General features: G+C 60.2%; 23 protein-coding genes and 2 tRNA genes. 8 read left to right on the top strand and 17 right to left on the bottom strand.

Annotated elements, in window-relative coordinates; genetic code table 11:
- Positions 1-91: 91 nt before the first annotated feature.
- Positions 92-1,120, top strand: a complete 1,029-nt coding sequence (locus tag CNX70_RS18945) for a transporter (RefSeq protein WP_208624444.1) — start codon at positions 92-94, stop codon at positions 1,118-1,120.
- A 56-nt stretch (positions 1,121-1,176) separates the two neighbouring features.
- Here CNX70_RS18945 and rnk read toward each other — a convergent pair whose 3' ends face one another.
- On the bottom strand, positions 1,177-1,584 hold the full coding sequence (rnk, locus tag CNX70_RS18950; RefSeq protein WP_167389686.1) for a nucleoside diphosphate kinase regulator: 408 nt from the start codon (positions 1,582-1,584) through the stop codon (positions 1,177-1,179).
- A 580-nt stretch (positions 1,585-2,164) separates the two neighbouring features.
- On the opposite strand from rnk, the gene CNX70_RS18955 reads away from it, so the two are divergent.
- Positions 2,165-4,057, top strand: coding sequence for a putative bifunctional diguanylate cyclase/phosphodiesterase (locus CNX70_RS18955; protein WP_096236120.1), 1,893 nt, complete (start codon positions 2,165-2,167; stop codon positions 4,055-4,057).
- A 62-nt stretch (positions 4,058-4,119) separates the two neighbouring features.
- On the opposite strand, the gene CNX70_RS18960 is transcribed toward CNX70_RS18955, so the two are convergent.
- The gene (locus CNX70_RS18960) at positions 4,120-5,808 is read right to left on the bottom strand and encodes a peptide chain release factor 3 (protein ID WP_373629862.1); all 1,689 of its coding nucleotides are present in this window, start codon (positions 5,806-5,808) and stop codon (positions 4,120-4,122) included.
- A 162-nt stretch (positions 5,809-5,970) separates the two neighbouring features.
- Here CNX70_RS18960 and CNX70_RS18965 point away from each other — a divergent pair, with 162 nt between their 5' ends.
- Both CNX70_RS18965 and CNX70_RS18970 read left to right on the top strand, forming a co-directional pair.
- On the top strand, positions 5,971-8,028 hold the full coding sequence (locus CNX70_RS18965) for a methyl-accepting chemotaxis protein (protein WP_096236122.1): 2,058 nt from the start codon (positions 5,971-5,973) through the stop codon (positions 8,026-8,028).
- Positions 8,029-8,254: 226 nt separating this feature from the next.
- Positions 8,255-9,064 (top strand): Crp/Fnr family transcriptional regulator, encoded by an 810-nt coding sequence (locus CNX70_RS18970; protein WP_096236124.1) that lies wholly within the window; start codon positions 8,255-8,257, stop codon positions 9,062-9,064.
- 60 nt (positions 9,065-9,124) lie between these two features.
- Here CNX70_RS18970 and CNX70_RS18975 read toward each other — a convergent pair whose 3' ends face one another.
- The 12 genes from CNX70_RS18975 to CNX70_RS19030 form a co-directional block, all read right to left on the bottom strand.
- Positions 9,125-10,540 (bottom strand): sensor histidine kinase, encoded by a 1,416-nt coding sequence (locus tag CNX70_RS18975; RefSeq protein ID WP_096236126.1) that lies wholly within the window; start codon positions 10,538-10,540, stop codon positions 9,125-9,127.
- Between the two features lie 144 nt (positions 10,541-10,684).
- Positions 10,685-11,317 carry a response regulator gene (locus CNX70_RS18980; protein ID WP_096236128.1) on the bottom strand — a complete coding sequence of 211 codons (633 nt, stop codon included), beginning with the start codon at positions 11,315-11,317 and terminating at the stop codon, positions 10,685-10,687.
- A gap of 197 nt (positions 11,318-11,514) precedes the next feature.
- The gene (locus CNX70_RS18985) at positions 11,515-11,919 is read right to left on the bottom strand and encodes a MerR family transcriptional regulator (protein WP_096236130.1); all 405 of its coding nucleotides are present in this window, start codon (positions 11,917-11,919) and stop codon (positions 11,515-11,517) included.
- Between the two features lie 10 nt (positions 11,920-11,929).
- Positions 11,930-12,277, bottom strand: coding sequence for an integration host factor subunit alpha (locus tag CNX70_RS18990; RefSeq protein ID WP_010399205.1), 348 nt, complete (start codon positions 12,275-12,277; stop codon positions 11,930-11,932).
- Between the two features lie 169 nt (positions 12,278-12,446).
- On the bottom strand, positions 12,447-14,873 hold the full coding sequence (gene pheT / locus CNX70_RS18995; protein ID WP_096236132.1) for a phenylalanine--tRNA ligase subunit beta: 2,427 nt from the start codon (positions 14,871-14,873) through the stop codon (positions 12,447-12,449).
- 78 nt (positions 14,874-14,951) lie between these two features.
- Positions 14,952-15,968 (bottom strand): phenylalanine--tRNA ligase subunit alpha, encoded by a 1,017-nt coding sequence (gene pheS, locus CNX70_RS19000; protein WP_010399212.1) that lies wholly within the window; start codon positions 15,966-15,968, stop codon positions 14,952-14,954.
- A 145-nt stretch (positions 15,969-16,113) separates the two neighbouring features.
- Entirely contained in the window at positions 16,114-16,473 is a 360-nt protein-coding gene (gene rplT / locus CNX70_RS19005; protein WP_010399214.1) for a 50S ribosomal protein L20, read from the bottom strand.
- A 26-nt stretch (positions 16,474-16,499) separates the two neighbouring features.
- Positions 16,500-16,697, bottom strand: coding sequence for a 50S ribosomal protein L35 (gene rpmI, locus CNX70_RS19010; RefSeq protein ID WP_010399216.1), 198 nt, complete (start codon positions 16,695-16,697; stop codon positions 16,500-16,502).
- Positions 16,698-16,924: 227 nt separating this feature from the next.
- Positions 16,925-17,485 (bottom strand): translation initiation factor IF-3, encoded by a 561-nt coding sequence (gene infC, locus CNX70_RS19015; RefSeq protein WP_373629882.1) that lies wholly within the window; start codon positions 17,483-17,485, stop codon positions 16,925-16,927.
- A 12-nt stretch (positions 17,486-17,497) separates the two neighbouring features.
- The gene (gene thrS, locus CNX70_RS19020; RefSeq protein WP_096238553.1) at positions 17,498-19,405 is read right to left on the bottom strand and encodes a threonine--tRNA ligase; all 1,908 of its coding nucleotides are present in this window, start codon (positions 19,403-19,405) and stop codon (positions 17,498-17,500) included.
- A 211-nt stretch (positions 19,406-19,616) separates the two neighbouring features.
- A tRNA-Val gene (locus tag CNX70_RS19025) sits at positions 19,617-19,693 on the bottom strand.
- 79 nt (positions 19,694-19,772) lie between these two features.
- Positions 19,773-19,849, bottom strand: a tRNA-Val gene (locus CNX70_RS19030).
- Positions 19,850-19,997: 148 nt separating this feature from the next.
- Here CNX70_RS19030 and CNX70_RS19035 point away from each other — a divergent pair.
- Positions 19,998-20,462, top strand: a complete 465-nt coding sequence (locus tag CNX70_RS19035; protein WP_096236134.1) for a hypothetical protein — start codon at positions 19,998-20,000, stop codon at positions 20,460-20,462.
- Positions 20,463-20,465: 3 nt separating this feature from the next.
- Here CNX70_RS19035 and CNX70_RS19040 read toward each other — a convergent pair whose 3' ends face one another.
- Complete coding sequence (locus CNX70_RS19040; protein WP_167389687.1) at positions 20,466-21,578, bottom strand: acyltransferase family protein; 1,113 nt, start codon at positions 21,576-21,578, stop codon at positions 20,466-20,468.
- 137 nt (positions 21,579-21,715) lie between these two features.
- Between CNX70_RS19040 and CNX70_RS19045 the strand changes: the two genes are divergently transcribed.
- Positions 21,716-22,678, top strand: coding sequence for a M14 family metallopeptidase (locus tag CNX70_RS19045; RefSeq protein WP_096236135.1), 963 nt, complete (start codon positions 21,716-21,718; stop codon positions 22,676-22,678).
- On the opposite strand, the gene CNX70_RS19050 is transcribed toward CNX70_RS19045, so the two are convergent.
- Both CNX70_RS19050 and sugE read right to left on the bottom strand, forming a co-directional pair.
- A complete protein-coding gene (locus tag CNX70_RS19050) occupies positions 22,679-23,008 on the bottom strand; it encodes an SMR family transporter (RefSeq protein ID WP_070280339.1) in 330 nt (109 codons plus the stop codon).
- Positions 23,009-23,031: 23 nt separating this feature from the next.
- On the bottom strand, positions 23,032-23,352 hold the full coding sequence (gene sugE, locus CNX70_RS19055; RefSeq protein ID WP_070217981.1) for a quaternary ammonium compound efflux SMR transporter SugE: 321 nt from the start codon (positions 23,350-23,352) through the stop codon (positions 23,032-23,034).
- Positions 23,353-23,546: 194 nt separating this feature from the next.
- Between sugE and CNX70_RS19060 the strand changes: the two genes are divergently transcribed.
- A complete protein-coding gene (locus tag CNX70_RS19060; RefSeq protein ID WP_425269194.1) occupies positions 23,547-23,909 on the top strand; it encodes a DUF1304 domain-containing protein in 363 nt (120 codons plus the stop codon).
- A gap of 160 nt (positions 23,910-24,069) precedes the next feature.
- On the top strand, positions 24,070-24,366 hold the full coding sequence (locus tag CNX70_RS19065; RefSeq protein WP_096236136.1) for an ArsR/SmtB family transcription factor: 297 nt from the start codon (positions 24,070-24,072) through the stop codon (positions 24,364-24,366).
- Positions 24,367-24,405: the final 39 nt, after the last annotated feature.

Raw genomic sequence — 24,405 nt, forward strand, 5'->3', positions numbered from 1 at the left:
CCACCCATCGCGGTGGCCTTGTCATTTTCCGGACACATCCGTGTATTAACATCGCGCGACGATCAATCACACTGCGCGAGAAAGATTCACGATGGCGATGGAAACTGCCGGTTTTACCTACGGCTCGGACACCTCTGGCCTGGTCTGGGGCTTCCTGTTTGGCCGCGAGGCGCAACCGCTGGCGCTCGACTCGGCGGCGGCGCTGGTCTGGCTGGCCGATGGCGCGGCCAGGCCGGCGCAGGAATTCGTCTGGCTGCATTTCAATTTATCGCACGCGGCCAGCGAAAAATGGCTGATGACGCATACGCAGCTGGCCGACGAATTCTATGAGACGCTGCACCAGGGTTCCCGCTCGACGCGCATCGAACAGGCGGAAAACACCCTGATCGCCGTGGTCAACGACGTGGTGCACAATTTCTCGTTCGAAGCGTCCGACATTTCCACCATGTGGGCCAGCGTGGCGCAAGACCTCGTCATCACGGCGCGCCGCGCGCCGCTGCAGTCGATCGAGCGCTTGCGCCAGGCCGTCATCAAGAACCACGAGCCGATCCGCTCGTCGGTGGAATTGCTGATCCATTTGCTGCGCGACCAGGCCGACGTGCTGGTCAACATCGTGCGCGATGCCGTGGCGCGGGTCGACGATATCGAAGACCACTTGCTGGCCGGGCGCCTGGTGCCCAAGCGCGAAGACCTGGGCGCCATGCGGCGCGTGCTGGTGCGGCTGCAGCGCCTGCTGGCGCCGGAACCGGCAGCCCTGTTCCGCCTGCTGCAACGCCCGCCTTCATGGGTGTCGGAGCTGGACAGTCTGGAATTGCGCCAGTCGACGGAAGAATTTTCCGTGGTGCTCAGCGATATGTCGTCCTTGCAGGAACGCATCAAGCTGCTGCAGGAAGAGATTGCCGCCAGGGTCAACGAGGAAAACAGCCGCAGCCTGTTCGTGCTGACCATCGTCACCGTGCTGGCCTTGCCGATCAATATCATCGCCGGCATGCTGGGCATGAATGTGGGGGGAATTCCGCTGGCCCAGCACCCGCAGGGCTTCTGGATCATCGTTGCCATCATCGTCACGTTTACCGTCGTGGCGGGATGGCTGGTGGTGCGCGTGCAGAGAAACAGTTAACTCCGGTCCCGGCACGGCCTGGCAGGCGAACGGCAGGCGCCGTCCGCCATCAACACTTAACGGTGGTATTCGCCGGCCCGTTCAGGCTGATACACGATTTCCTCGATCTTCACCTTCACCACGCCACCAGGCATGGGCCAGGCGATGCTGTCGCCCACAGACAAGCCCAGCAGCGCGCTGCCGACTGGCGCCAGCACGGAAATGCGGTCGGCCTGGCCGTCCACATCCTTCGGATACACGAGCGTCAGGCAGAATTCCTCCTTGTTTTCCACCGTGAAGCGCACGGTGGAATTCATCGTCACAACGGTGGGCGGTATTTCTTGCGGCTCAAGCACCTCGGCACGGCCCAGCTCATCGAGCAAGGCGGCCTTGTCCGGCGACAAGTTATTTCCCAAGGCATACAACAACGCTTCCAGTCGTTCCAGGTCTTGTGACGACAAAATAATTTTTGGTTTTTTTTCCAAGATATCCTCACTATTGATCATTAGGGCGACGTCCGGTTTTGCTGGCGGCAGTTTACTTGGCCGCAGCAGACAAAATAAACAGCATCAGAACGTCCATCATCAGCGGATTATGGACGAACTCGCGGAGCAAGGCCATAGCATTCTCGCATTCTTCATTAAAATTTATTAAAATCAATGACTTGCAATGGCCGATACGGACAAAAAGTTAATCCCTGCCGTGACGGCTGCAGGCATTCAAGTTACTCTGCATGACATTTTGTTTGCCTGCAGCATGTTTTTAGGGAAAAAAACCAGCCGCTAAAAAAAGGATTAAAATTCAGATTACATTATTATTAGAAAGACACGCCCCGCCTTTTCCGCCTGATTTGTCGCCTTGCATGCGGCTACCGGCCTGCGGCATCGCGACTAAATTGCCGCGTGCCCTGTACTTTCACGCTGCGAAATGACAATATATCGGCCTTAACAACACGTTGAGAGTTCCGGCTCACTTCGGTTTTCATCAGACTGGAACGACAAGTATGGCAGGGCGAGGCAGGATCACACGGGGCGGCGGCAAGCGTGGCCGGCAGGAGAATGCGTCATGATGGTGCCATTGATGCTGCCCTCGGTGCAGTTGCGCGGTGACCGGATAGCCAGGCTGAACCTGCTGGCCGCAGCGGCCATGCTGGCCACGGCGAGCCTGCTGCTGATCCTCTTCCAGTTGTTTTCCCTCCAGGCATCGCTCCAGCGCGACCTGCGCATCCAGGCCGACATGCTGGCGCCAGCCGCTGCCCAGGCCATGCGCCACGATGATCGCCTTGCGGCGCAACAGGTGCTCGCTCCCCTCGCCGCCGCCCCGCATGTGCGGCAAGCACTGCTCTACAGTCCGTATGGCACGCCATTCGCCCGCTACGCGCGCAGCGCCAGCGATACCGTGCCCACGGCGCCGCGCAACGGTCAGCAAATCGATTACCTGGACGGCAGCGCCGCCCTCCTGCAAAACCTGCCCGGCGGCGGCGCACTGTATCTGCGCGCCAGCCTGGCGCCGCTGTTCGGCAGCCTGGCGCAATTTGCCGCCTTCACCCTGCTGGTCTGCCTGTGTGCGTTCAGCCTGACGGTCCTGATGGTGCGCCGCACGCGCACCGCCGCCCAGCATGCGGAAAGCCATTTGCACTACCTGGCCCACGTCGACCCAGTCACGCAACTGCCGAACCGCCATGAATTCAACGGCGCCCTGGCCTACGCGCTGGCGCGTGCCGACCGCCAGGACAGCAGCGTGGGACTGCTGCTGCTGGACCTGGACAACTTCAAGGTGGTCAACGACACGCTGGGCCACCACTGCGGCGACCAGCTGCTCAAACTCGTCGCCGAGCGCCTGGTGGAGATCCTGCGCGGCACCGACATCATCTGCCGCATCGGCGGCGACGAATTCGTCGTCATCGTCGAACCTGCCGACGACGCCTCGGAAATGGCCAGCGTGGCGCGCAAGATCCTCACCGTGCTGGCCGCGCCGTTCGCGCTGGAAGGCCACCAGCTGTATGTCAGCGCCAGCATCGGCGTGAGCCTGTATCCGTTCGATGCGCAGGACGTGGCCACCCTGACGCGCAATGCCGACACGGCCATGTACCACGCCAAGCACCAGGGCAAGAACCGCTATGCCGTGTTCAAGGCCGAAATGGAATTGCGCGCCCAGCGCCGCCTGCGCATGGAAGCGAACCTGCGCCGCGCCCTGCAAAACGAGGAACTGTATCTGCACTACCAGCCGCAGATCGACTTGCGCAGCGGGCGCATCGTCGGCGTGGAAGCGCTGATACGCTGGAACTGCCGCGAGATGGGGCAGCTCAGCCCCAGCGAATTCATCCCCGTGGCCGAGGAAAGCGGCATCATCGTCGAGCTGGGACGCTGGGTGCTGCAAAGCGCCTGCCGCCAGGCGGCCAGCTGGTGCAAGGCCGGCCTGCTCGATTCGCTCGAACACGTGGCCGTCAACCTGTCGGCCTGCCAGGCGCGCGACCCGGGATTGATGGACGATATCCGCGCCATCCTGCACGAGACGCAGCTGCCGCATGGCTTGCTGGAGCTGGAAATCACGGAAGGGGTATTGATGGACAATATCCACGCCAACGTGGAACTGATGCGGCGCCTGCAGGACACGGGCATCCACCTGTCGATCGACGATTTCGGCACCGGCTATTCCTCGATGTCGTACCTGAAGCGCCTGCCGATCGATCAATTGAAAATCGACCGCAGCTTCGTGCACGACCTGCCCGGCGAAGGCGAAGCCATCGTCACGGCCATCATCGCCATGGCGCACAGCCTGCATCTGAAAGTGGTGGCCGAAGGCGTGGAAACGCTGCAGCAGGTGGAGTTTTTAAGAAAAGCCGGCTGCGACAACGTGCAGGGCTTTTTCTTTGCGCGCCCGATGACGGCGGCGCAGTTGACGGCATTGCTGCTGGAGCGGCGCGACTGGAGTACGCGCACGATCTTGCCGGCTTGAATTGCGCCAACGATGGTGTCGGATTACGGCCGTTGGCCTAATCCGACACCACCAGCGCTACATCAAGCCAGCTTGGCCGAATGCTCGCGCGTCGCGTGGAACGTCAGCTTCGGCCAGCGCTCTTCCGTCAGGCGCAGGTTCACGCCCGACGTGGCCAGATAAGCCATGTTGCCGGCCGCATCGTAGGCCACGTTGTGGCCCAGCGCGTTTTCGAAGTCCTGCAGGATGCGCTTGTCGTCGCAGCTGACCCAGCGCGCGCTGCTGATGCTGGTGCCTTCGAACACGGCGTCGACGCCATACTCGTTGAGCAAGCGGCTCGCCACCACCTCGAACTGCAGCACGCCGACGGCGCCCAGTACCAGTTCGCCGCCCTGCACCGGCTTGAAGACCTGCACCGCGCCCTCTTCGCCCAGCTGCTGCAAGCCCTTGTGCAACTGCTTGATCTTCAAGGGATTACGGATGCGCACGGAGCGGAAGAAGTCTGGTGCGAAGTAGGGAATGCCGGTAAAGGTCAGCATCTCGCCTTCGGAAAAACTGTCGCCGATCTGCATGTTGCCGTGGTTCGGCAAGCCGATGATGTCGCCCGCGTACGCTTCTTCCACCTGTTCGCGCGAGGAAGCCATGAAGGTCACCACGTTCGACACCTTGATCTCGCGCCCCAGGCGCAAATGCTTGACCTTCATGCCGCGCTCGAAACGTCCCGAGCACACGCGCAAAAAGGCGATGCGGTCGCGGTGCGCCGGGTCCATGTTCGCCTGGATCTTGAAGACGAAGCCCGTAAACGGCTGCTCGGACGGCGCCACCGAGCGCACGGTCGCGTCGCGCTCGCGCGGCGCCGGCGCCCAGTCGACCAGCGCCGAGAGAATCTCGCGCACGCCGAAGTTGTTGATGGCCGAACCGAAGAACACGGGCGTCTGCACGCCGGAGAGGAATTCTTCCAGGTTGAACGGGTTCGACGCGCCGTGCACCAGCTCCACTTCCATGCGCAACTGGTCCATCTCGAGCGGGAACATCTCCTGCAGGCGCGGGTTGTCGATGCCCTTGATAATTTCGAAGGCGCCGTCGGCTTTTTCTTCACCGGCCTTGAACAGCATGATCTCGTCGTTCAGCAGGTGATACACGCCGCGGAAGTTCTTGCCCATGCCGATCGGCCAGGTGACGGGCGCGCACTGGATCTTCAGCACCGATTCGAGTTCGTCGAGCAGGTCCAGCGGATCGCGCGTCTCGCGGTCCATCTTGTTCATGAAGGTGACGATGGGCGTATTGCGCATGCGGCAGACAGCCAGCAGCTTGATCGTCTGCGCTTCCACGCCCTTGGCCGCATCGATGACCATCAGCGCCGAGTCGACTGCCGTCAGCACGCGGTAGGTATCTTCCGAGAAGTCCTGGTGGCCCGGGGTGTCGAGCAGGTTGACGACGTGGCCGCGGAATTCGAACTGCATCACCGAGGAGGCGACGGAAATGCCGCGCTGCTTCTCGATCTCCATCCAGTCCGACGTCGCGTGGCGGCCCGATTTACGCGCCTTGACGGTACCGGCCATCTGGATCGCGCCCGAGAACAGCAGCAGTTTTTCCGTCAGCGTGGTCTTACCCGCATCCGGGTGGGAAATGATGCCGAAGGTGCGGCGGCGCGCCACTTCGCGCGCGATCACGGCAGGCGCCTTGCTGCTGGCTGACGCCGCGGCGTTGTCCGCATTGTCGCTGGAATCGGGGGTAGTGATGTCGTTCTCGTTGGCCATATTGGTGACCATAATATGGCCCTCGCAAAAAACCCTCGATTTTACAGAAGGATCGCACTTCCGTGTGAACTGCTTCACTCGGGCGGAAAGCAAAATTGCCCACTTCATCAAGGGGTCACAATCCGCAGGCAACATTGCATTGCAGAAATGTTGTCACCCTACCCTGGAAAACCGATGAAAATCCTCCTTACCCCCGCCATCCGCCTCATGCAGCGCTTGCGCCTGCTGCCCAAATTCATGCTGGTCTGCCTGGTCTTCCTGCTGCCGCTGGCGCTGGCGACCACCCTGCTGATCTCCGAGCTGGGCAAGTCGCTGGCGCAGGCGCAGGATGCGCAGCGGGGCGTGGCCTATGTGCGCCAGCTGCAGGAAGGCACGCGGCTGCTGCAGCAACGGCGCGGCCTGGAACACTTGCGCCTGAGCGGCAAGGCGGGCATGGACAACTCGGCCGTCAATGCGCGCATCACGGCCGCGCTGGCGTCCCTTGCGCGCTTGCCGGCCGGCGTCGGCCTGCCCCAGGCGGCCGAGCTGACGCAGCAGTGGCAAGCCCTGCTGGGCCCCCAGGCGGGCCTCGCCGCGCGCGACAGCTACGCGGCGCACACGGCGCTGCTGCGCCAGGCGGCCAAACTGGGCCAGCTGGTGGCCGACCGTTCGCACCTGAGCCTCGACCCCGACGCGGGCGCCAACCACCTGAGCGCCGTCTTCACGGCCACCCTGCCCGACCTGGCCGAGGGTCTGTCCGACATCGGCGGGCGCGGCGCCGCCTACATCGACACGGGCCTGTTCGAAGCGAACGAAGATCAACTCGTCAACGCCAACGCCCTGATCGCGCGCCACGAACTGGAACGCCTGCCGGCCCGCTTCGACGAAATCCTCGCCGCCAAGCCAGCCTTGCGCGCCAGCCTGCAGCCGGCGCTGAAAGCCGTGCCGACGGCACTGGCCTTCCTCGAGCGCACGAAAAATGAAGTGACCAATTCCTACGACCAGACCTCGGGCGCGCAATTCCACGCGGCCGGCATGCAAGCCATCGACGCCCTGCACGCGCTGTCCGGCGCCTCGGCCAGCGCGCTGGACGGCTTGCTGGCGCAGCGCATCGCGCGCGACGAGGCGCGCCGCGGCCTGATCCTGGCCGCCATGCTGCTGGTGCTGCTGGCCGCCGCCTACCTGTGCGCGGGCTTCTATGCCGCCTTCGCGCGCGACGTGACGCAATTGCGCGTGGCCGTCGGCGCGGCGGCGGCGGGCGACCTGTCGCAGCGCATCACCTCGCAGGCGCACGATGAAATCGGCGACCTGGTGCGCGACTTCGGCGCCATGACGCACGGCCTGGCCACCCTGGTGCAGGAAATCCGCGGCGGCGCGGCCGTCATCGCGGCGGCCGGCGCCGATATTGCCCAGGGCAATGCGGCCCTGTCCGGCCACACGGCCACGCAAGCGGACGCGCTGGGCGCCACGGTGGACTCGATGCGCGAGCTGACGGCCACCGTGGGCCGCAACGAAGCCCATGTAGGACAGGGACGCACGCTGGTGGCGACGGCGGCCGACGTGGCCCTGCGCGGCGGGCAAACGGTGGGTGCCGTGGTCGAGACCATGGCCTCGATCAAGGCCAGCTCGCACAAGATCGTCGACATCATCGGCGTCATCAACGGCATCGCCTTCCAGACGAATATCCTGGCCCTGAATGCGGCCGTGGAAGCGGCGCGCGCGGGCGAACAAGGACGCGGCTTTGCCGTCGTCGCCTCCGAAGTGCGCAGCCTGGCGCAGCGCTCGAACGAAGCGGCGCTGGAAATCAAGCGCCTGATCGGCGATTCCGTGGCCACCGTCGATGCGGGCGGCGAGCTCGTCAATGCCGCCGGCAACACCATGCGGCAAGTCGTCGATGCGGTTCAGCAGGTGGCCGTGGTGATCGGGCGAATCAGCAGCGCCGGCGCCGAGCAGAATGGCGAGATCGCCCGCATCAACCAGGCGCTGGCGCAAATCGACGACATGACGCGGCAGAACGCGGGCCTGGTCGACGAGGCGCGCGCCGGTTCGCAGCGCCTGCACCAGGAAGGCGAGGCGCTGACGCAGGCCGTCAGCCGCTTCCGCCTGGGCGAACACGCGGCGCCAGGCACGCGCCTGGCGAGTGCCACGAGCATGCGCGACGGCCTGCCCAGCGTGCGTCCGGCTGGCCTGTGGAGCGCCAATAAGCCGCGCGTCATATCACAAAATCGCGCAGAACGGCGCAAGGCTAGCTAGGCTAAAGTGTGCGTGTAGGACAAGGACTACAATTTCGCCTCAGAAGAGACTACAAAGTGGCGACTGCTAATCTTATGTTCGCCACTTACATAAGCTTTTAAAGTAGCTACATCGCGATCTACACCGCGCGGTTGAAAAAAAACACCGTTATCCGATGGAGGCGGCACAATTTTCAACCAGCAACGCGGCAGTCGCACTCCGATGTAAAAAGCCTGTGAGGAATACTATGAGCCATACTCAACTTATCACCCCGGTCCAGAAAAACCAGTTGCTGCCGCGCGCCATGCCGGCGGCTGGACGGGAAATCAAGCTTGCGTCGCGGGTTAGCCTCAGCAGTGCCCAACAAAATGAATTGCTGGCCGCCCTGCCACGCGCCGCGCTCGAATCGCTGTTCGAAGACTTGGAACTGGTGGAACTGCCTTTCGGCAAGGAACTGTATGCCTACGGTAACAGCCTGGAATACAGCTATTTCCCCACCACCGCCATCATTTCACTGCTGTACGTGATGGAAGATGGCGCCACGACGGAAATCGCTGTCGTCGGCCATGAAGGCGTGGCCGGTGCCTCGCTGCTGGCAGGCGAGCGCGCCATGTGCACGGCCGTCGTGCAAAGCGCAGGCTACGGTTATCGCCTGAAAACACAAAGCTTGCGCAACGCTTTCAATCAAGGCGGCGCCCTGCCCCAGTTGCTGATGCGCTACACCAATGCCCTGTTTGCACAAATGGCGCAGAACGCCGTCGGCGGCCGCCACAGCTCAATCGAGCAAAAACTGTGCCGCTGGCTGCTGGACCGCCTGGACCGTTCGCCATCGAACGAACTGAAAGTGACGCAAGAGCTCATTTCCATCATGCTGGGCGTACGCCGCGAAAGCATCACGGCCGCCGCCGGCAAGCTGCAAGATGAAGGCTTGATTCACTATCGCCGCGGCAATATCACGGTGCTGGACCGCGCCGGCCTGGAATGCTATGCGGGCGAGTGCTACAAGGTGGCCAAGACGGAATACGACCGCTTGCTGCGCGACGTATCACGCTGCTGATCTGAATAGATAAAAAAATGGCCGGGCTGCACGCCCGGCCATTTTTTCGTCCCTGCACAGTTAAACGCTGGCGTCCTCGTCGAGCTCTTCCGGCTCCGGTGTCAGCGGCAGCGGAATCACGGCTTCCACGCAAGTCCCCTTGCCTTCCGGCCCCTGGCGCACGGTGAGGGTGCCGCCCAGCAACAAGGCGCGCTCGCGCATCCCCAGCAAGCCGTGCGACATGGGTTTTTGCAGCGCATCTTCGGTGATGCCGATGCCGTCGTCGATGACGCGCAGCACCAGGCCGTGCTCATTGCGTTTCAAGGTCACGCTGACCATGCCGGCGCGCGCATATTTGAGGATATTCGTCAGCGATTCCTGCACGATACGGAACAGGGCAATCGTCAGGGTGGCTTCGCGGTTGTCGATATTGATGGCCACGTCCGTTTCGCAGCGAACCGAGCTCATGCGCGCAAAATCCTCGCAATAGCTTTCGATGGCGGCGCACAGGCCCAGGTTGTCCAGCAAGCTGGGGCGCAAATCCTCGACGATGCGGCGCTTCAGTTCCACCGTTTCCAGCAGGGTGGCCTTGGCGCGGCGCAATTGCGCGGCCAGTTCCGGCTGCGTGTGCGCCAGTTGCTGCGTGACGGCGCCCAGGTCCATGCTGATCGACGTCAAATGGGCACCCAGCTCATCGTGCAGCTCACGCGCCAGGCGCGCCTTCTCCACTTCATTGACGCTGATCAAATGGCGCGACAGCACGGATAACTGCTCCGTGCGCTTGCTGACCGTCGATTCCAGGGTGTCGTTGGCATTTTGCAGGGCATACTCGACGGCCGCGCGGTTCTGGAAGCTGCGCCGCACCAGCTGGTAAAACATGATCAGCACGAGGATGGCCAGGGCATTGATGCCGATACCGAGCAGCACGGCTTTCTGGTACTCATGATAGAAGGCGGCGCTGCCGGATGACAGCGCTTCATTCTGTTCGCGCGTCATGATCACCACCTGCAGGCGGATTTCGTCCATGGTGGCGCGGTCATCGGTCACGCGCGAGATATTGACAATTTCAGCCAGCCCGCCCTGCTTGTAGACCTCGATCGACTCTTGCAGCATCGACATCTTGCGACGGATCAAGCTCTTTAATTGGAGCAGGTTTTTCAGCTGCGTGGGACTGCCCGCGAGCAAGGTTTGCAGCTCGTTGAATTCGTTGTCGATTTCGGTGGCAGCCGTCTTCGACGGCCCCAGATACGTTTCGGAGCCGGAAATGAAATAGCCGCGCAAGCTGCTTTCCGCGTCCAGCACCAGCACGTTCAAATACTGCAGGCGGTCCGCCACGCGGGCGCTCTGGCTGAGCAGGGCGTTCGTGCCCTTCAGCGACTGCAAGTTATGATAAAGGCTGAAACCATTGAGTACAAGCAGCAAGGCGCAAGTGACGCACAGGATCGTCTTGTACAGGGGCAGGCGGTGATTCGGGGCCGGTTCAACGGTGAAATACATCCTGATGTGCATCCTTAGCAAGGTTCGGCGCAAGAAAAAGCGCCGGCGCCGGCCAATTATAGTCCTCGCTACAGACTGCTGCACTGCACAAGTCGTGCTGGCTAGCTGGCTGAGCGATCATGTTTCCATGATCGCACCGCAGCGCTAGTCAAGCAAATTGTTTTTCATTGCGTAATAGGTCAAGTCGCTGTTCGATTGCAAGCCCATTTTTTCCATGATGCGCGTACGGTAAGTACTCACCGTCTTGATGCTCAGCGACAAGGCCACGCCGATATCGGACACGGTCGCACCACGCGCCAGGCGCAGGAAGACCTGGAACTCGCGATCCGACAATTCCGTATGCAGGGCGGCATTCGTGTCGCGGTCGAACGACTGCGCCAGCAACTCGCCCACGGTGGAACTGACATAGCGGCGCCCCTGGAACACGGTGCGCACGGCGGTCATCAGCTCATCGGCTTCGCATTCCTTGTTCAGGTAGCCATTCGCGCCCATCTTGAACAGGTTCAGCGCGTATTGCTGCGCGGGATAGCCGCTGAGTATCAGCACGGGCAATTCCGGCTGGCCCTGGCGGATCGTGCGCAAGGTATCGATGCCGCTCTGATCGGGCATGGCGATATCGAGCAGCAATACATCACATATTTCGCGGCGGGCGATATCGAGCGCTTCGCGCCCCGTACCGGCTTCCGCCACCACATTGAAGTCGCTTGACGACGAAAAAATCTGCTTGAATCCAGCTCGTACTATTTGGTGATCATCACAAATGGCAACGCGTATCATTGTTTCCCCTTAAATTTTCCTGGCCTGGGAAAGACTACCGGAACCTGCACGCTGCTCCGGCTTAGCGTCACTAACAAAAACGCAACATTAACATTATATTCAAAATATGGCGCGCCGCAGACTACCGGCAGCGGGCGGCAAACCCATGCAAACTACTCGGCCGGTATCGGACAACCCGACCTATATTGGTACAAATCTTATTTTAGCAAGTTTAAAATCGCAATTAATTCATTGCGTATCCACACGCGGTCCAGCGGTATTTCCTGCGGCACGACAGGCATGGCCGGCAGCACAGGCAACTCGTCGACGATGGCATGCGATGCGCCACGGCTATCGAGTTTGTTGCGCGCGCCGCTGATGGTAAAGCCCTGTTCATACAGCAATTCGCGGATCCGGCGTATCAGCAGCACCTCATGGTGCTGATAATAACGGCGGTTGCCACGTCGTTTGACCGGCTTGAGCTGGGAAAACTCCTGCTCCCAGTAGCGCAGTACGTGCGGTTTGACGCCGCACAACTCGCTCACCTCGCCGATCGTGAAATAGCGTTTCGCCGGAATGGGCGGCAAGGCGATCAACTCGGTTTTACTGATGCGCTCGTTCATCGCCACTCACTCAGGCAGCACGTGCCAGCGGACTGGTCTCTTCGACCATGCTTTTCAGCTTCTGGCTCGCATGAAAGGTCACGACACGGCGTGCCGTGATGGGAATCTCTTCGCCCGTCTTCGGATTGCGGCCCGGCCGCTGCGGCTTGTCGCGCAACTGGAAATTGCCGAAACCGGACAGCTTGACGGCCTCGCCACGCTCGAGCGCATTGCGGATCTCGTCGAAAAAGGTCTCGACCATATCTTTCGCTTCGCGCTTGTTCAGGCCTACTTGCTCGAACAACAGTTCGGCCAGTTCCGCCTTGGTCAAGGTGGGTAAATCTTTTTCCGCTTCCTGGCGCACCTTGGCAACCAGCATGGCCCGATGCAAATCGGCGGCCAGTGCGGATTGCAGTACGGCGGAATCAACGTCGCTGTTATTAATTTTCCTGCCCTGCCTTTTCTGTGCGCCCGAACCCGCCACATGGCAAGCTCGTCTACGGTTGACGACGGAAAGGCCGTCACGCAAGGCGACGGCCAGTCCGGTATTACGAACGCAGTTTCGCGTCGTGGCCCTGCTTGGCCGCATCGATCAGGACAGCCATCAGGCCATCGACGACATCGTCTTGCAGAGTGTTTTGAGTATCTTGCAAGCTAATCCGGAAAGCAAGGCTTTTTTCATCCGTTTCCAGCCCTTTTCCACGATATTCATCAAATAAAACAATGGCTTGCACGATACGCGCTGCAGCGCTTGCCTTGGCGGCGGCTTGGAAGCTGTCGAGCAGATCCTGCACCGCCACCGATTGCTTGACGACCACGGCCAGGTCGCGGCTGGCGCCAGGGAATTTCGAGATTTCCTGGTACACAGGCACGACTCTTTGCGTCAGGGCAGCGGCGTCCACTTCGAACAGCACGGGTGCCAGCGGCAAGTCGTACTTTTGCATCCAGCGCGGGTGCAATTCGCCAATGAAACCGATGACCTTGCCATCGAGTTCCACGTTGGCCGAACGGCCCGGATGCAAGGCCGGGTGCTCCGCCTTGGTGAAACGCAAGACCAGCGGCGCGAACAGCGCTTCCAGGTCCGCCTTCACGTCGAAGAAGTCGACCGTGCGGGCGGGTTGGCCCCACTGCTCGTCGGCTACCGCGCCGTAGGCCATGGCCGCCACACGCTTCGGCTGGGCGTAGCCAGCCACCGACAAGGGGCCGTTTTCCACGCTGTCGTCGCGCTGGTAGATGGCGCCCACTTCGAAGATGCGCACGCGGTTCGTCTTGCGGTTCAGGTTATAGCGCACATTGGCGATCAGGCTGCCGATCAGCGAAGAACGCATCACGCTCATCTGGCTGGCGATCGGATTCTGCAATTTGATCGGATTGGTGTTGCCCGAGAAATCGCGCTCCCATGCCGTATCGACAAAGCTCATATTAACCACTTCCTGGAAGCCCAGGTCAGCCAGTTCATGACGTACCGCAAACAGGGAACGGGTATTTTCTGGCGCAATCTGCATCACGTTCGCGGCCACGGGCGGCAGGGTCGGGATGTTTTCAAAGCCGTACACGCGCGCCACTTCCTCGATCAGGTCTTCCTCGATCTCGATGTCGAAACGGTAGCTGGGCGACGTCACGGAAAACACGCCGTCCGCCAGGGTGAATGGCAGGGCCAGACGCGTGAAGATATCGGCGATCAGCGCATCGTTGAGCGGCACGCCGATGACCTTTTGCGCGCGCGCCGTGCGCATCGACACGGGCAGGCGCTGCGGCAGGTTCACCACGTGGTCGTCGACGGGGCCGACGGTGGTTGCCGGCGTACCGCAGATTTCCACGATCAGGGCCGTGATGCGCTCGATGTGCTCGACGGTGGTGGCGAAATCAACGCCGCGCTCGAAGCGGTGCGCCGCATCGGTCGAGAAATTCAAACGCCGCGCGCGGCCTTGAATGGCGTTAGGCCACCAGAATGCCGCTTCCAGGTAGATGCTGTCCGTATCGTCCGAGACCGAGCTGGCGTCGCCGCCCATGATGCCGGCCAGCGATTCGATTTCCTGCTCATCGGCGATGACGCCGAGCCATTCGTCGACGGCGATGGTGTTGCCATTCAACAGCTTGACGGATTCGCCCGCCTTGCCCCAACGCACGTCGAGGCTGCCATGGATCTTCGCCAGGTCAAACACGTGGCTAGGACGGCCCAGTTCCAGCATGACGTAGTTGGAAATATCGACCAGGGCCGACAGCGGACGCTGGCCGCTGCGCTCGAGGCGCTGCTTCATCCAGTCCGGCGTGGCGGCACGGGCGTTCAAACCGCGGATGACGCGGCCCGTGAAACGGCCGCACAGGTCCGGCGCGCTGACTTTGACGGGCAGGATTTCGTCGCTCGACACCGGCACGGTGCGGAACTGCGGCACATTCAGGGCCACACCCGTGAGGGCCGACACTTCGCGCGCCACGCCCAGCACGGACAGGCAGTCGGCCTTGTTCGGCGTCAACTTGATGGTGAATTTCAAGTCGTTCAAGGCAAAGTAATCGCGGAAATTCTGGCCGATCGGCGCGTCGTCCGGCAATTCCATCAAGCCGGCGTTTTCTTCCGACAATTTCAACTCGCGCGCGGAGCACAGCATGCCTTGCGACTCGACGCCGCGCAGCTGGCCCACCTTGATTTCAAACGGCTTGCCATCGGCGCCAGGCGGCAGCACGGCGCCCGCCATGGCACAGACGACTTTCAAGCCCGGGCGCACGTTGGGCGCGCCGCAGACGATGTTAAGCATGGTGCCCGTGCCGACATCGACCTGGCACACATTCAGGCGGTCCGCATTCGGATGTTTTTCCATCTCCAGGACCAGACCTACCACCACGTTCGAGAACGGCGGGGCGACGGGATCGACGTCCTCGACTTCGAGACCGGACATGGTCAGCAGATGGGCCAGTTCGTCCGAAGTCATCTTCGGATCGACCATGGTACGGAGCCAGTTTTCGGAAAATTGCATAATCAAGCCTTCAAATGGTCAAAGCTCATAGCGCGAGCGCACGGGCGCTCAAGCGCCATGAATCAAACGGAACAACGCTTAGTTGAATTGCTTCAGGAAACGCAAGTCGCCTTCATAGAACAGACGCAGGTCGTTGATGCCATAGCGCAGCATCGTCAAGCGTTCCAGGCCGGAGCCGAAAGCAAAACCGATGAATTTCTCGGGATCGAGGCCGAAGTTCTTCACCACGCTCGGATGCACCTGGCCGGCGCCCGACACTTCCAGCCAGCGGCCCTTCAAGGGACCCGAGCCGAAGGCGATGTCGATCTCGGCCGACGGTTCCGTAAACGGGAAGTACGATGGACGGAAGCGCACCTGCAAATCGTCCGTTTCAAAGAATGCCTTGACGAAGTTCAGGTACACGCCCTTCAGGTCGGCAAAGCTGATGTCTTCGGCGATCCACAGGCCTTCGACCTGGTGGAACATCGGTGAATGGGTGGCGTCACTGTCGACGCGGTAGGTGCGGCCCGGCGCGATGACCTTGATCGGTGGCGTATGCGTGCGCGCATAGCGCACCTGCATCGGGCTGGTATGCGTGCGCAGCAGCAAAGGCTTGCCATCGGTGTCGTTGCCATCGATGTAGAAGGTGTCTTGCATGGAACGGGCTGGATGGTTTTCCGGGCTGTTGAGCGCCGTGAAGTTGGTCCAGTCGTTCTCGATTTCGGGGCCGTCGGCCACGTCGAAGCCGATCGAGCGGAAGATTTCCTCGACCCGCTCCCACGTGCGCATCACGGGATGGATGCCGCCGGGCATGCGGCCACGGCCTGGCAGGGTCACGTCGATCGCTTCAGCGTTCAGACGGCCTTGCATTTGGGCATCGGCCAGTGCATCACGGCGCGCCGTCAGCGCGTCCTCGATCTGCACTTTGACGGCGTTGATCAGGGCGCCCTGCGCCTTGCGCGCGTCCGGGTCCAGCTTGCCCAGGCCCTTCATCATTTCGGTAATCTGGCCAGTCTTGCCCAAGTAGCGGGCTTTGGCGTTTTCAAGTGCGGCAGCGTCTGCGGCGGCGATAAAGTCAGCCTGGGCCGAGACGACGAGTTCTTCTAGGGAGTTCATGCGGCTTTTCCTGTTTTGGAAATCAATCCTGGATTTAGTAATCTAGAACCCAACAATCAAAAACGGAAACGGGGCATAAGGTTCACACCCCTGCCCCGCTCTTTATAACGTCACCCTACGGATGACGTTGTGCAATCACCGATGCTTACGCAGCGATTTTTGCTTTAACTGCGTTGACAATCGCAGCGAATGCTGGCTTGTCCATCACAGCCATATCGGCCAGGACTTTACGGTCCAGTTCGATATTTGCTTTTTTCAAGCCGTTCATGAATACGCTGTACGTTACGCCATGCTCACGGGAAGCGGCGTTGATACGGGCGATCCACAGGCGGCGGAAAACGCGTTTCTTGTTGCGGCGATCGCGGTAAGCGTATTGGCCAGCGCGCATAACTGCTTGCTTGGCAACACGATATACACGGCTGCGGCGACCACGGTAGCCTTTAGCTTGTACAAGAATCTTTTTATGACGGGCACGAGCTGTAACCCCACGTTTTACTCTAGGCATAGTAACTCCTTATATTGAGTGTGAGATTAAGCAGTCGGCATCATGCGGTAGACGGATTTCACGTCAGACGCAGCGACATTGGTGGTACCGCGCAGAGCGCGTTTCAGCTTGGTGGTTTTCTTGGTCAAGATGTGGCGTTTGAACGCATGACCACATTTAACAGTACCACCCGGACGCACGCGAAAACGTTTTTTCGCAGAGCTTTTGGTCTTCATTTTAGGCATAGCAATCTGTCCTCTTACGGACAGCTCCATTTATAACAGGATTGCAGGTGGCAACACGACGCTGCGCTTAGATGCCTGCTTTCACATGCTGTGCAGCGGATGCGAGTCCGCTACAGTTCGCGCGGCCCGGACATTGCTGTCAGGGCCGCGCAAATTCTGCCTGGAATCTGGTGCCGCACCAAGACTGGCGCAAATCACGTCGACTCACAGTAAAACGCTATTGTAGCTTACTTCTTCTTCTTCGGCGAAAGAACCATGATCATTTGGCGGCCTTCCATCTTCGGGAACTGCTCGACCTGGCCATACGGCTCCAGATCGGCTTTCAGACGTTCCAGCATGCGGAAGCCAATATCCTGATGCGCCATCTCACGACCGCGGAAACGCAGCGTGATTTTGGTTTTATCACCTTCATCAAGGAACTTGATGAGATTACGCAACTTGATATTGTAGTCACCATCATCAGTCCCCGGACGGAATTTGACTTCCTTCACGAGGATGATCTTTTGCTTCAATTTGGCTTCGTGAGCTTTCTTTTGCTCCGAATACTTAAATTTGCCGTAGTCCATCAAACGGCAAACCGGTGGCTGCGCGGTAGGCGCAATTTCCACCAGGTCGACGTTTGCCTCTTCCGCCAGGCGGAAGGCTTCAGCCAAACTTACGATACCGAGTGGCTCGTTATCGACCCCGCTTAAACGCATTTCAGGGGCAGTGATTTCGCCATTGATGCGATGTGACTTGTCAGTAGCTATTGTAATTTCCTTTAAAAATCTTGTAAGACGGTCGTGCAGCGAGTTTCCTCGTCAGGCCTTGGTGTCGACTTCATGTTTGAGTCGCTCAATCAGGGCATCGACGGACATAACGCCCAGATCGATATTGCCCCGCGCCCGCACGGCCACTGTATTTGCATCCCGCTCTTTGTCGCCAATTACTAAGATGTAAGGCAATTTTTGTACGGAATGTTCACGTATTTTATAGGTAATCTTCTCGTTACGCAAATCAGCCTGTACGCGCAGCCCCGCTTTGCGCAGTTTTGTTGTAACTTCCTGTACATAGTCGGCTTGAGCGTCGGAAATATTCAACACCGACACCTGCACTGGCGACAACCACAACGGCATGGCGCCCGCATAGTGTTCGATCAGGATGCCGATGAAACGTTCCAGCGAACCCACGATCGCGCGGTGCAGCATGATTGGCACCTGGCGCGTGTTGTCCACGGCCACGTATTCGGCGCCCAGACGGCCCGGCATCGACGGATCGATCTGCACGGTGCCCACTTGCCATGCGCGGCCCAGGCTGTCTTTCAGATGGTATTCGATCTTCGGACCGTAGAACGCACCCTCGCCCGGCAATTCCGTCCATTCCACGCCGCAGGCACGCAGAGCCGAACGCAAGGATTCCTCGGCGAAATCCCACGACTCTTCCGTACCGATGCGGTTATCGGGACGCAAGGCCAGCTTCACGTCGATATTCGTGAAACCAAACGCCGTGTAGACATCCATCGCCTGCTGGTGGAACGCCGTCACTTCGCCGGCGATCTGCTCTTCCAGACAGAAGATGTGACCATCATCCTGCGTAAAGCCGCGCACGCGCATCATGCCGTGCAAGGCGCCCGACGGCTCGTTGCGGTGACATTGGCCGAATTCGCCGTAGCGCAATGGCAGGTCGCGGTAGCTGCGCATGCCATTGTTGAAAATCTGGATGTGGCCGGGGCAATTCATCGGTTTCAGCGCATACGCGCGATTTTCCGATTCCGTGATGAACATGTTTTCACGGTAATTATCCCAGTGACCGGTTTTTTCCCACAGGCCACGGTCGAGAATTTGCGGCGCCTTGACTTCCTGGTAGCCGTTGACCTGGTACACATTGCGCATGTATTGCTCGACTTGCTGCCAGATCGACCAGCCTTTCGGGTGCCAGAAGATCAGGCCCGGTGCTTCTTCCTGGAAATGGAAGAAATCGAGCTGCTTGCCCAGCTTGCGGTGGTCGCGCTTTTCCGCCTCTTCCAGGTTGTGCAGGTACAGCTCCTGATCTTCCTTCTTGGCCCAGGCCGTGCCATAGATACGCTGCAGCATCTCGTTTTTCGAGTCGCCGCGCCAGTAGGCACCGGCCAGCTTCATCAGCTTGAACACTTTCAGCTTGCCGGTCGACGGCACGTGAGGACCGCGGCACAAGTCCGTGAACTTGCCTTCGGAATACAGCGACACTTCCTGGTCGGCCGGAATCGAACCGATCAGCTCTGCCTTGTAGGCTTCGCCGATACCCTTGAAGTACTCGATGGCTTCGTCGCGCGCGACAACCTTGCGCGTGACTTGCTCATCCTTCTTGGCCAGTTCCGCCATTTTCTTTTCGATCGCGACCAGATCTTCCGGCGTGAACGGACGCTTGTAGGCGAAGTCATAGTAAAAGCCGTTGTCGATCACGGGACCGATGGTCACCTGCGCGTCCGGGAACAATTCCTTGACGGCATACGCCAGCAAGTGGGCCGTCGAGTGGCGGATCACTTCCAGGCCATCGGCATCCTTGTCCGTGACAATCGCCAATTCCGCGTCTTGCTCGATCAGATAGGAGGTATCGACCAGCTTGCCGTCGACCTTGCCGGCCAGGGCAGCCTTGGCCAGGCCGGTACCAATATTGGCCGCAACCTGGGCCACGGTGACCGGGCCGTCAAATTGACGGGCGGAACCATCGGGAAGGCGGATTGTAAGCATATTGATCTCCATATCGGCGCTGGCGCCAGGTAAAACTGCGATGTGATGGGTAAAATAACTGAAAGGAAAACGCAGACGCAAAAAAACGCGGACTAGCCGCGTTTTTCACTTTCTTGAGACAAAGGAAACCCGTTCGACTAGCGTCACTCCCAAAGCTTGGTAGTAGTTCGCGGTGTCATAACCGGTTTTACCTTTCTCTCTAACTGCATTCTGGTGGGCGGTGAGGAATTCGAATCCCCGACCCCTTGGATGTCGACCAAGTATTCTAACCAGCTGAACTAACCGCCCGTAAAACTTTTGTGATCATTGTATTTCAAATGACCGCTTGCGGCTTGCGCCAGCTTAAAAACTATCTACTGCCAAATTCTGGTGGGCGGTGAGGAATTCGAATCCCCGACCCCTTGGATGTCGACCAAGTATTCTAACCAGCTGAACTAACCGCCCCGAAGACCAGCATTATAGAGAGGCTTTCCCAGAATGACAAGGGCTGTTTTACAGGAAACTTTAATCTGTTTTTGATCCGCTTCCCGGGCGTCAGCCCTCTTTATACAGAGTCGGCCCGGCGCGCGCGGAATGCCGCTAGAATCGCGGCATGAACTCCACCATATTAGCCTGGCTGAAAACCCTGAGCCGCATCTGCGGTTTTGAAACGGCCGACTCCTTCCCGCCCGGCCACCCGTATGCGCGCACGCGCTGGGACGCCGCGTATTTCGATATCGCCTCCGACGTGAAGCCCGACGAGATCGAGCGGCGCATCTGCGCGGCCATCGCCAACACGCCGAGCGTCTTCGCCTACATCACCAACCCCACGCCGCGCATGCAGCGCGCGCTGCTGAACGTGATCCACGACCGGCTGCGGCGCCAGCCCGGCGCGGGCGCCACGGACCTGGTCTTGTTATTGATCAATGCCTACGCCAGCGACCACATCACGGAAGCCGTGCCCGGCCTGCGCACCCTGATCTTCAACACGGAACATGAAGACACGAATCTGCGCGTGCATGCGATCCTGGAATTGCTGGTGGGCACGCCACGGGGACTGGACGTCATCGACATGTAGCCGTCACGCATGATTGGCGGGCACGTAGCGCGCCCGCAAGCGCATGAACGGCGTTTCCACCAATGCATATAAAAGCCAGCCCGTGGCGATACTCAACAAAATCATCACCAGCATGGCCGGCAGGCTGTCCGGCCCGTAACCGATATCCTGCAAGAGCGGGCGCAGCAGGATGCACAGCTGCTTGTGCAGCAAATAAATCGCATACGACCACAGCGCCAGGCTGGCCGCGCCCGGCACGCGCAGTTGATAGAGTGCACTGCCGGGACTCAGTGCCGCGATCAGCAGCAAAGTGAAACTGGCAGCCAGGGCCGGATAGCCGAGCACGGTCACCCAATAACCATAGTGATCGGTGAGAAACACGTAAAACATCAGCGCCGTGCCAGCGATTCCCGCCAGCAAGGTGCGATTACCGTAGGACGTGAGGCGCGTCCAGGCGATGGGATGGTAATTCTTCAGCAGCGCCAGCGCCACGCCCGCCACCAGTTCGTCGAAGCGGCACCACGAGGCATAGTAAATGTACTTGTAATAGCCGAGCCCGCTGCGCGGCACTTGCACATGCTCATCCCACAAATACGCGCGCAGCAGCATGCCGACGATCAAGCTGGCGGCCACGGCCAGCCACGCCCACAGCAGCGACTTGCGGCAGGCCGCGACAGCCAAGGCCACGGCCGGCAGCAGCACATAGAACTGTTCTTCCACGCACAAGGACCACGCATGGGAAAACGCCGTGCCCGGCGTCAGATTGATGTTTTGCGTAAAGGTCAGGAATTTCCACAGCGGCAGCAGCGCGCTGTCGCCGCGAAACGCGGGCCACAAATAATACAGGGCCAGCACGGCATAGAAACTGGGCAAGGTGCGCAGGAAACGCCGCGCATAGAAACGCGGCAAGGAAAAGCCGTGTTCGCTGCGCAAGGCCGCAAAGATCTGGTTGCCGATCAGATAACCGCTGAGGGCAAAGAACAGGTCGACGCCTGCCCAGCCGATTTCGCCCCAGAAGCCGAACGCCCCGCCGTCGCTGACGAACAACACATAATGATTCATGAAGACGAGCACGATGGCCAGCGCGCGCAAGGTATCGAGGCCATACAGGCGGGAACAATGGGAAGTGCTGGACATGAAATCGGCAAGAGAAAACAACGGTGGCGCCGATCATGCCATGCCGCACGTTAGCATGGCGAACTTTTGCAGGCGTGCACGGCGAATCCCGCTAAAATATGCCGACCCCGCTTTCCCTTCCCGCAACAGCATAGGATATGTCCAGCATGAGCAGCGCACTCCACTTCAAATCCATCAACTACACGGGCCAGGGCAGCGGCCCGCGCCTGATCGTCACGGGCGCCGTGCACGGCAATGAAACCTGCGGCACCAAGGGCATCCACCGCGTGATGGCCGAACTCGACAGCGGCGCCCTCTCCATCGTGGCCGGCAGCGTCACTTTCGTGCCCATCACCAATCCACTCGCTTATGCCAAGGGCGTGCGCAGCGGCGACCGCAACCTGAACCGCAACCTGTTCCCGAACGACCATCCACAGGATTTCGAAGACCGCATCGCCAACTGGCTGTGCCCTCTGCTGGGCCAGCACGATGTGCTGCTGGACCTGCATTCGTTCAATGCCGACAGCCAGCCCTTCGTCATGGTGGGACCGCGCAACAACGATGGCCCGCTGCAACCGTTTCAACATGAAGACAAGGAACGCGCGCTGGCGCGCCGCCTGGGCGTACGCCGCTTCGTCGATGGCTGGCTGCATGCGTATGGCCAGGGCGTGCAGCGCCGCCTGGGCAATAGCGACCAGGTGGGCCTGGTCTTGCGCTATGGCGTGGGCACCACCGAATACATGCGCTCGACGGGTGGCTATGCGCTGACCCTGGAATGCGGCCAGCACGCAGACCCGGCCGCGCCAGATGTCGCCTACCGCGCCATCATGAACACCCTGGCCTTCCTCGGCTTTATCGATGCGCCACAGCCTGAACCGATCGCCGACGCGGACATGGAAGCGCTGAACATGGTCGTCGTGCACGACAAGCTGCACGCGGACGACCGCTTCATCAAGACCTGGTCCAGCTTTGACAAGGTCAAACAGGGTGATCAAATTGGCGTGCGCGCAGACGGCACGCCCGTGACGGCCGAGTTCGACGCCTACATCCTGTTCCCGGACGTCAACGCGCAAGCCAATGCCGAGTGGTATTACCTGGCTCGGGTTGCCAGCAGTTTCTGATCAATGCCCCACGGACTTGGAAAACAGGTTAATCACCAGCACGCCGGCAATGATCAGCCCCAGGCCGATCAAGGCCGGCGTATCGAGGCTCTGCTTGAACCAGAACCAGCCGACGGCGGAAATGAGCACGATGCCCACGCCCGACCAGATCGCATACACGATGCCGGTAGGAATGACCTTCAAGGTCAGGGACAAGCACCAGAAGGCAATGCTGTAGCCAATCACGGTGATGACACTGGGCCACAAACGGCTGAAGCCCTCGGACGCCTTCAAGGCGCTGGTGGCGATGACTTCGGCGATGATGGCGATGGCCAGGTAGAAATACGTCATGGCGAGGCTCATGCTGGTATCCTTTATTGAGGGCTGAGCAGTTTCAAGCCCAGGATACCCGACACGATCAGGGCGATGCAGGCGATGCGCGCGGCGCTGGCCGGCTCACCCAGCACCATGATGCCGAAGATGGCCGTGCCCACGGTGCCGATGCCCGTCCAGATCGCGTACGCTGTGCCCAGCGGCAAGGTGCGCAAGGCCAGGCCCAGCATCACCACGCTGCCCAGCATGGAAACGGCCGTCAGTACGGACGGCACCAGGCGGGTAAACCCCGCACTGTATTTGAGGCCGATGGCCCAGCCGATTTCCAGCAAACCGGCCAGTACCAGGATGATCCACGCCATACACACTCTCCTGAGGCGGCAGGGTCGTCCCCGCCATACAGCCCCACATCGAGCGGGGTCGTCCCCACAGGAGCAAAAGGAAAAGTATACCATCGGGTGCAAGCTCTTGCCGCCAGCACATTTTTTTCCAGTGCTGTAGTCAAAAAACAGGCACTTGGCAGCATAATTGCCGCACCTATTCACTCTCGGGAACAATGATGCTACTTCTGGCCCAAATCCTTACTGCCCTCATCCTGCTGCTGCACGTCTACATCGTGCTGCTGGAAACCGTGCTGTTCGATACGCGCGGACGCAAGGTGTTTGGCCTGTCCAGGGAAAAAGCGGAGATCGTGCGTCCCGCCATGTCGAATCAGGGCTGCTACAACGGCTTTCTCGTCGCCGCGCTGGCGCTGGGCTTTTTTCACCCGGACGCGGCCATCGCCCATGCGTTCACCGTCTTCGGCCTGGCCTGCATCGCCGTGGCCGGCGTGTGGGGCGCAGTCACCGTCATGACGCGCATCCTCTACCTGCAAACGGTGCCCGCCGTCATCGCCCTGCTGCTGTTCCACTTCGCCTGATTCCTGCCGGGCGGCCCTGGCGACCGCCCAACGCCTGCCTTCCTTGAAAAATCCACGCCGCCAGCAGGCTTTTTACTTATATCGTAAAATTACGATATTGAAATTCACAAAAGACGAACCATATATCGTCTACAGACGAACATCGATCAGGAGAAACACCATGGACATCGACGCCATCCACAAGGCGCTGGCCAATCCCGTGCGGCGACAGATCCTGCAATGGCTGAAGGAGCCGGAGCAGCATTTCTCCCAGCAAGAGCATCCGCTCGACTTCGGCGTCTGTGCCGGACTGATCGACCGCAAGCTGGGTCTGTCGCAATCGACGGTCTCGGCCCACCTGGCCACCTTGCAAAAGGCCGATTTGATTTCAGCCAGGAAAGTGGGCCAATGGAGCTTTTTTAAACGTAATGAAGCCACCCTCCAGGCTTTTCTGGAACACATGCAGCAAGGTTTGTAACCGTAGCCCCTTCCATATCGCCGTCCGCGGCACTCTCGA

It is taken from the genome of Janthinobacterium svalbardense, from assembly GCF_002327145.1.
Classification (GTDB): domain Bacteria; phylum Pseudomonadota; class Gammaproteobacteria; order Burkholderiales; family Burkholderiaceae_D; genus Janthinobacterium; species Janthinobacterium tructae.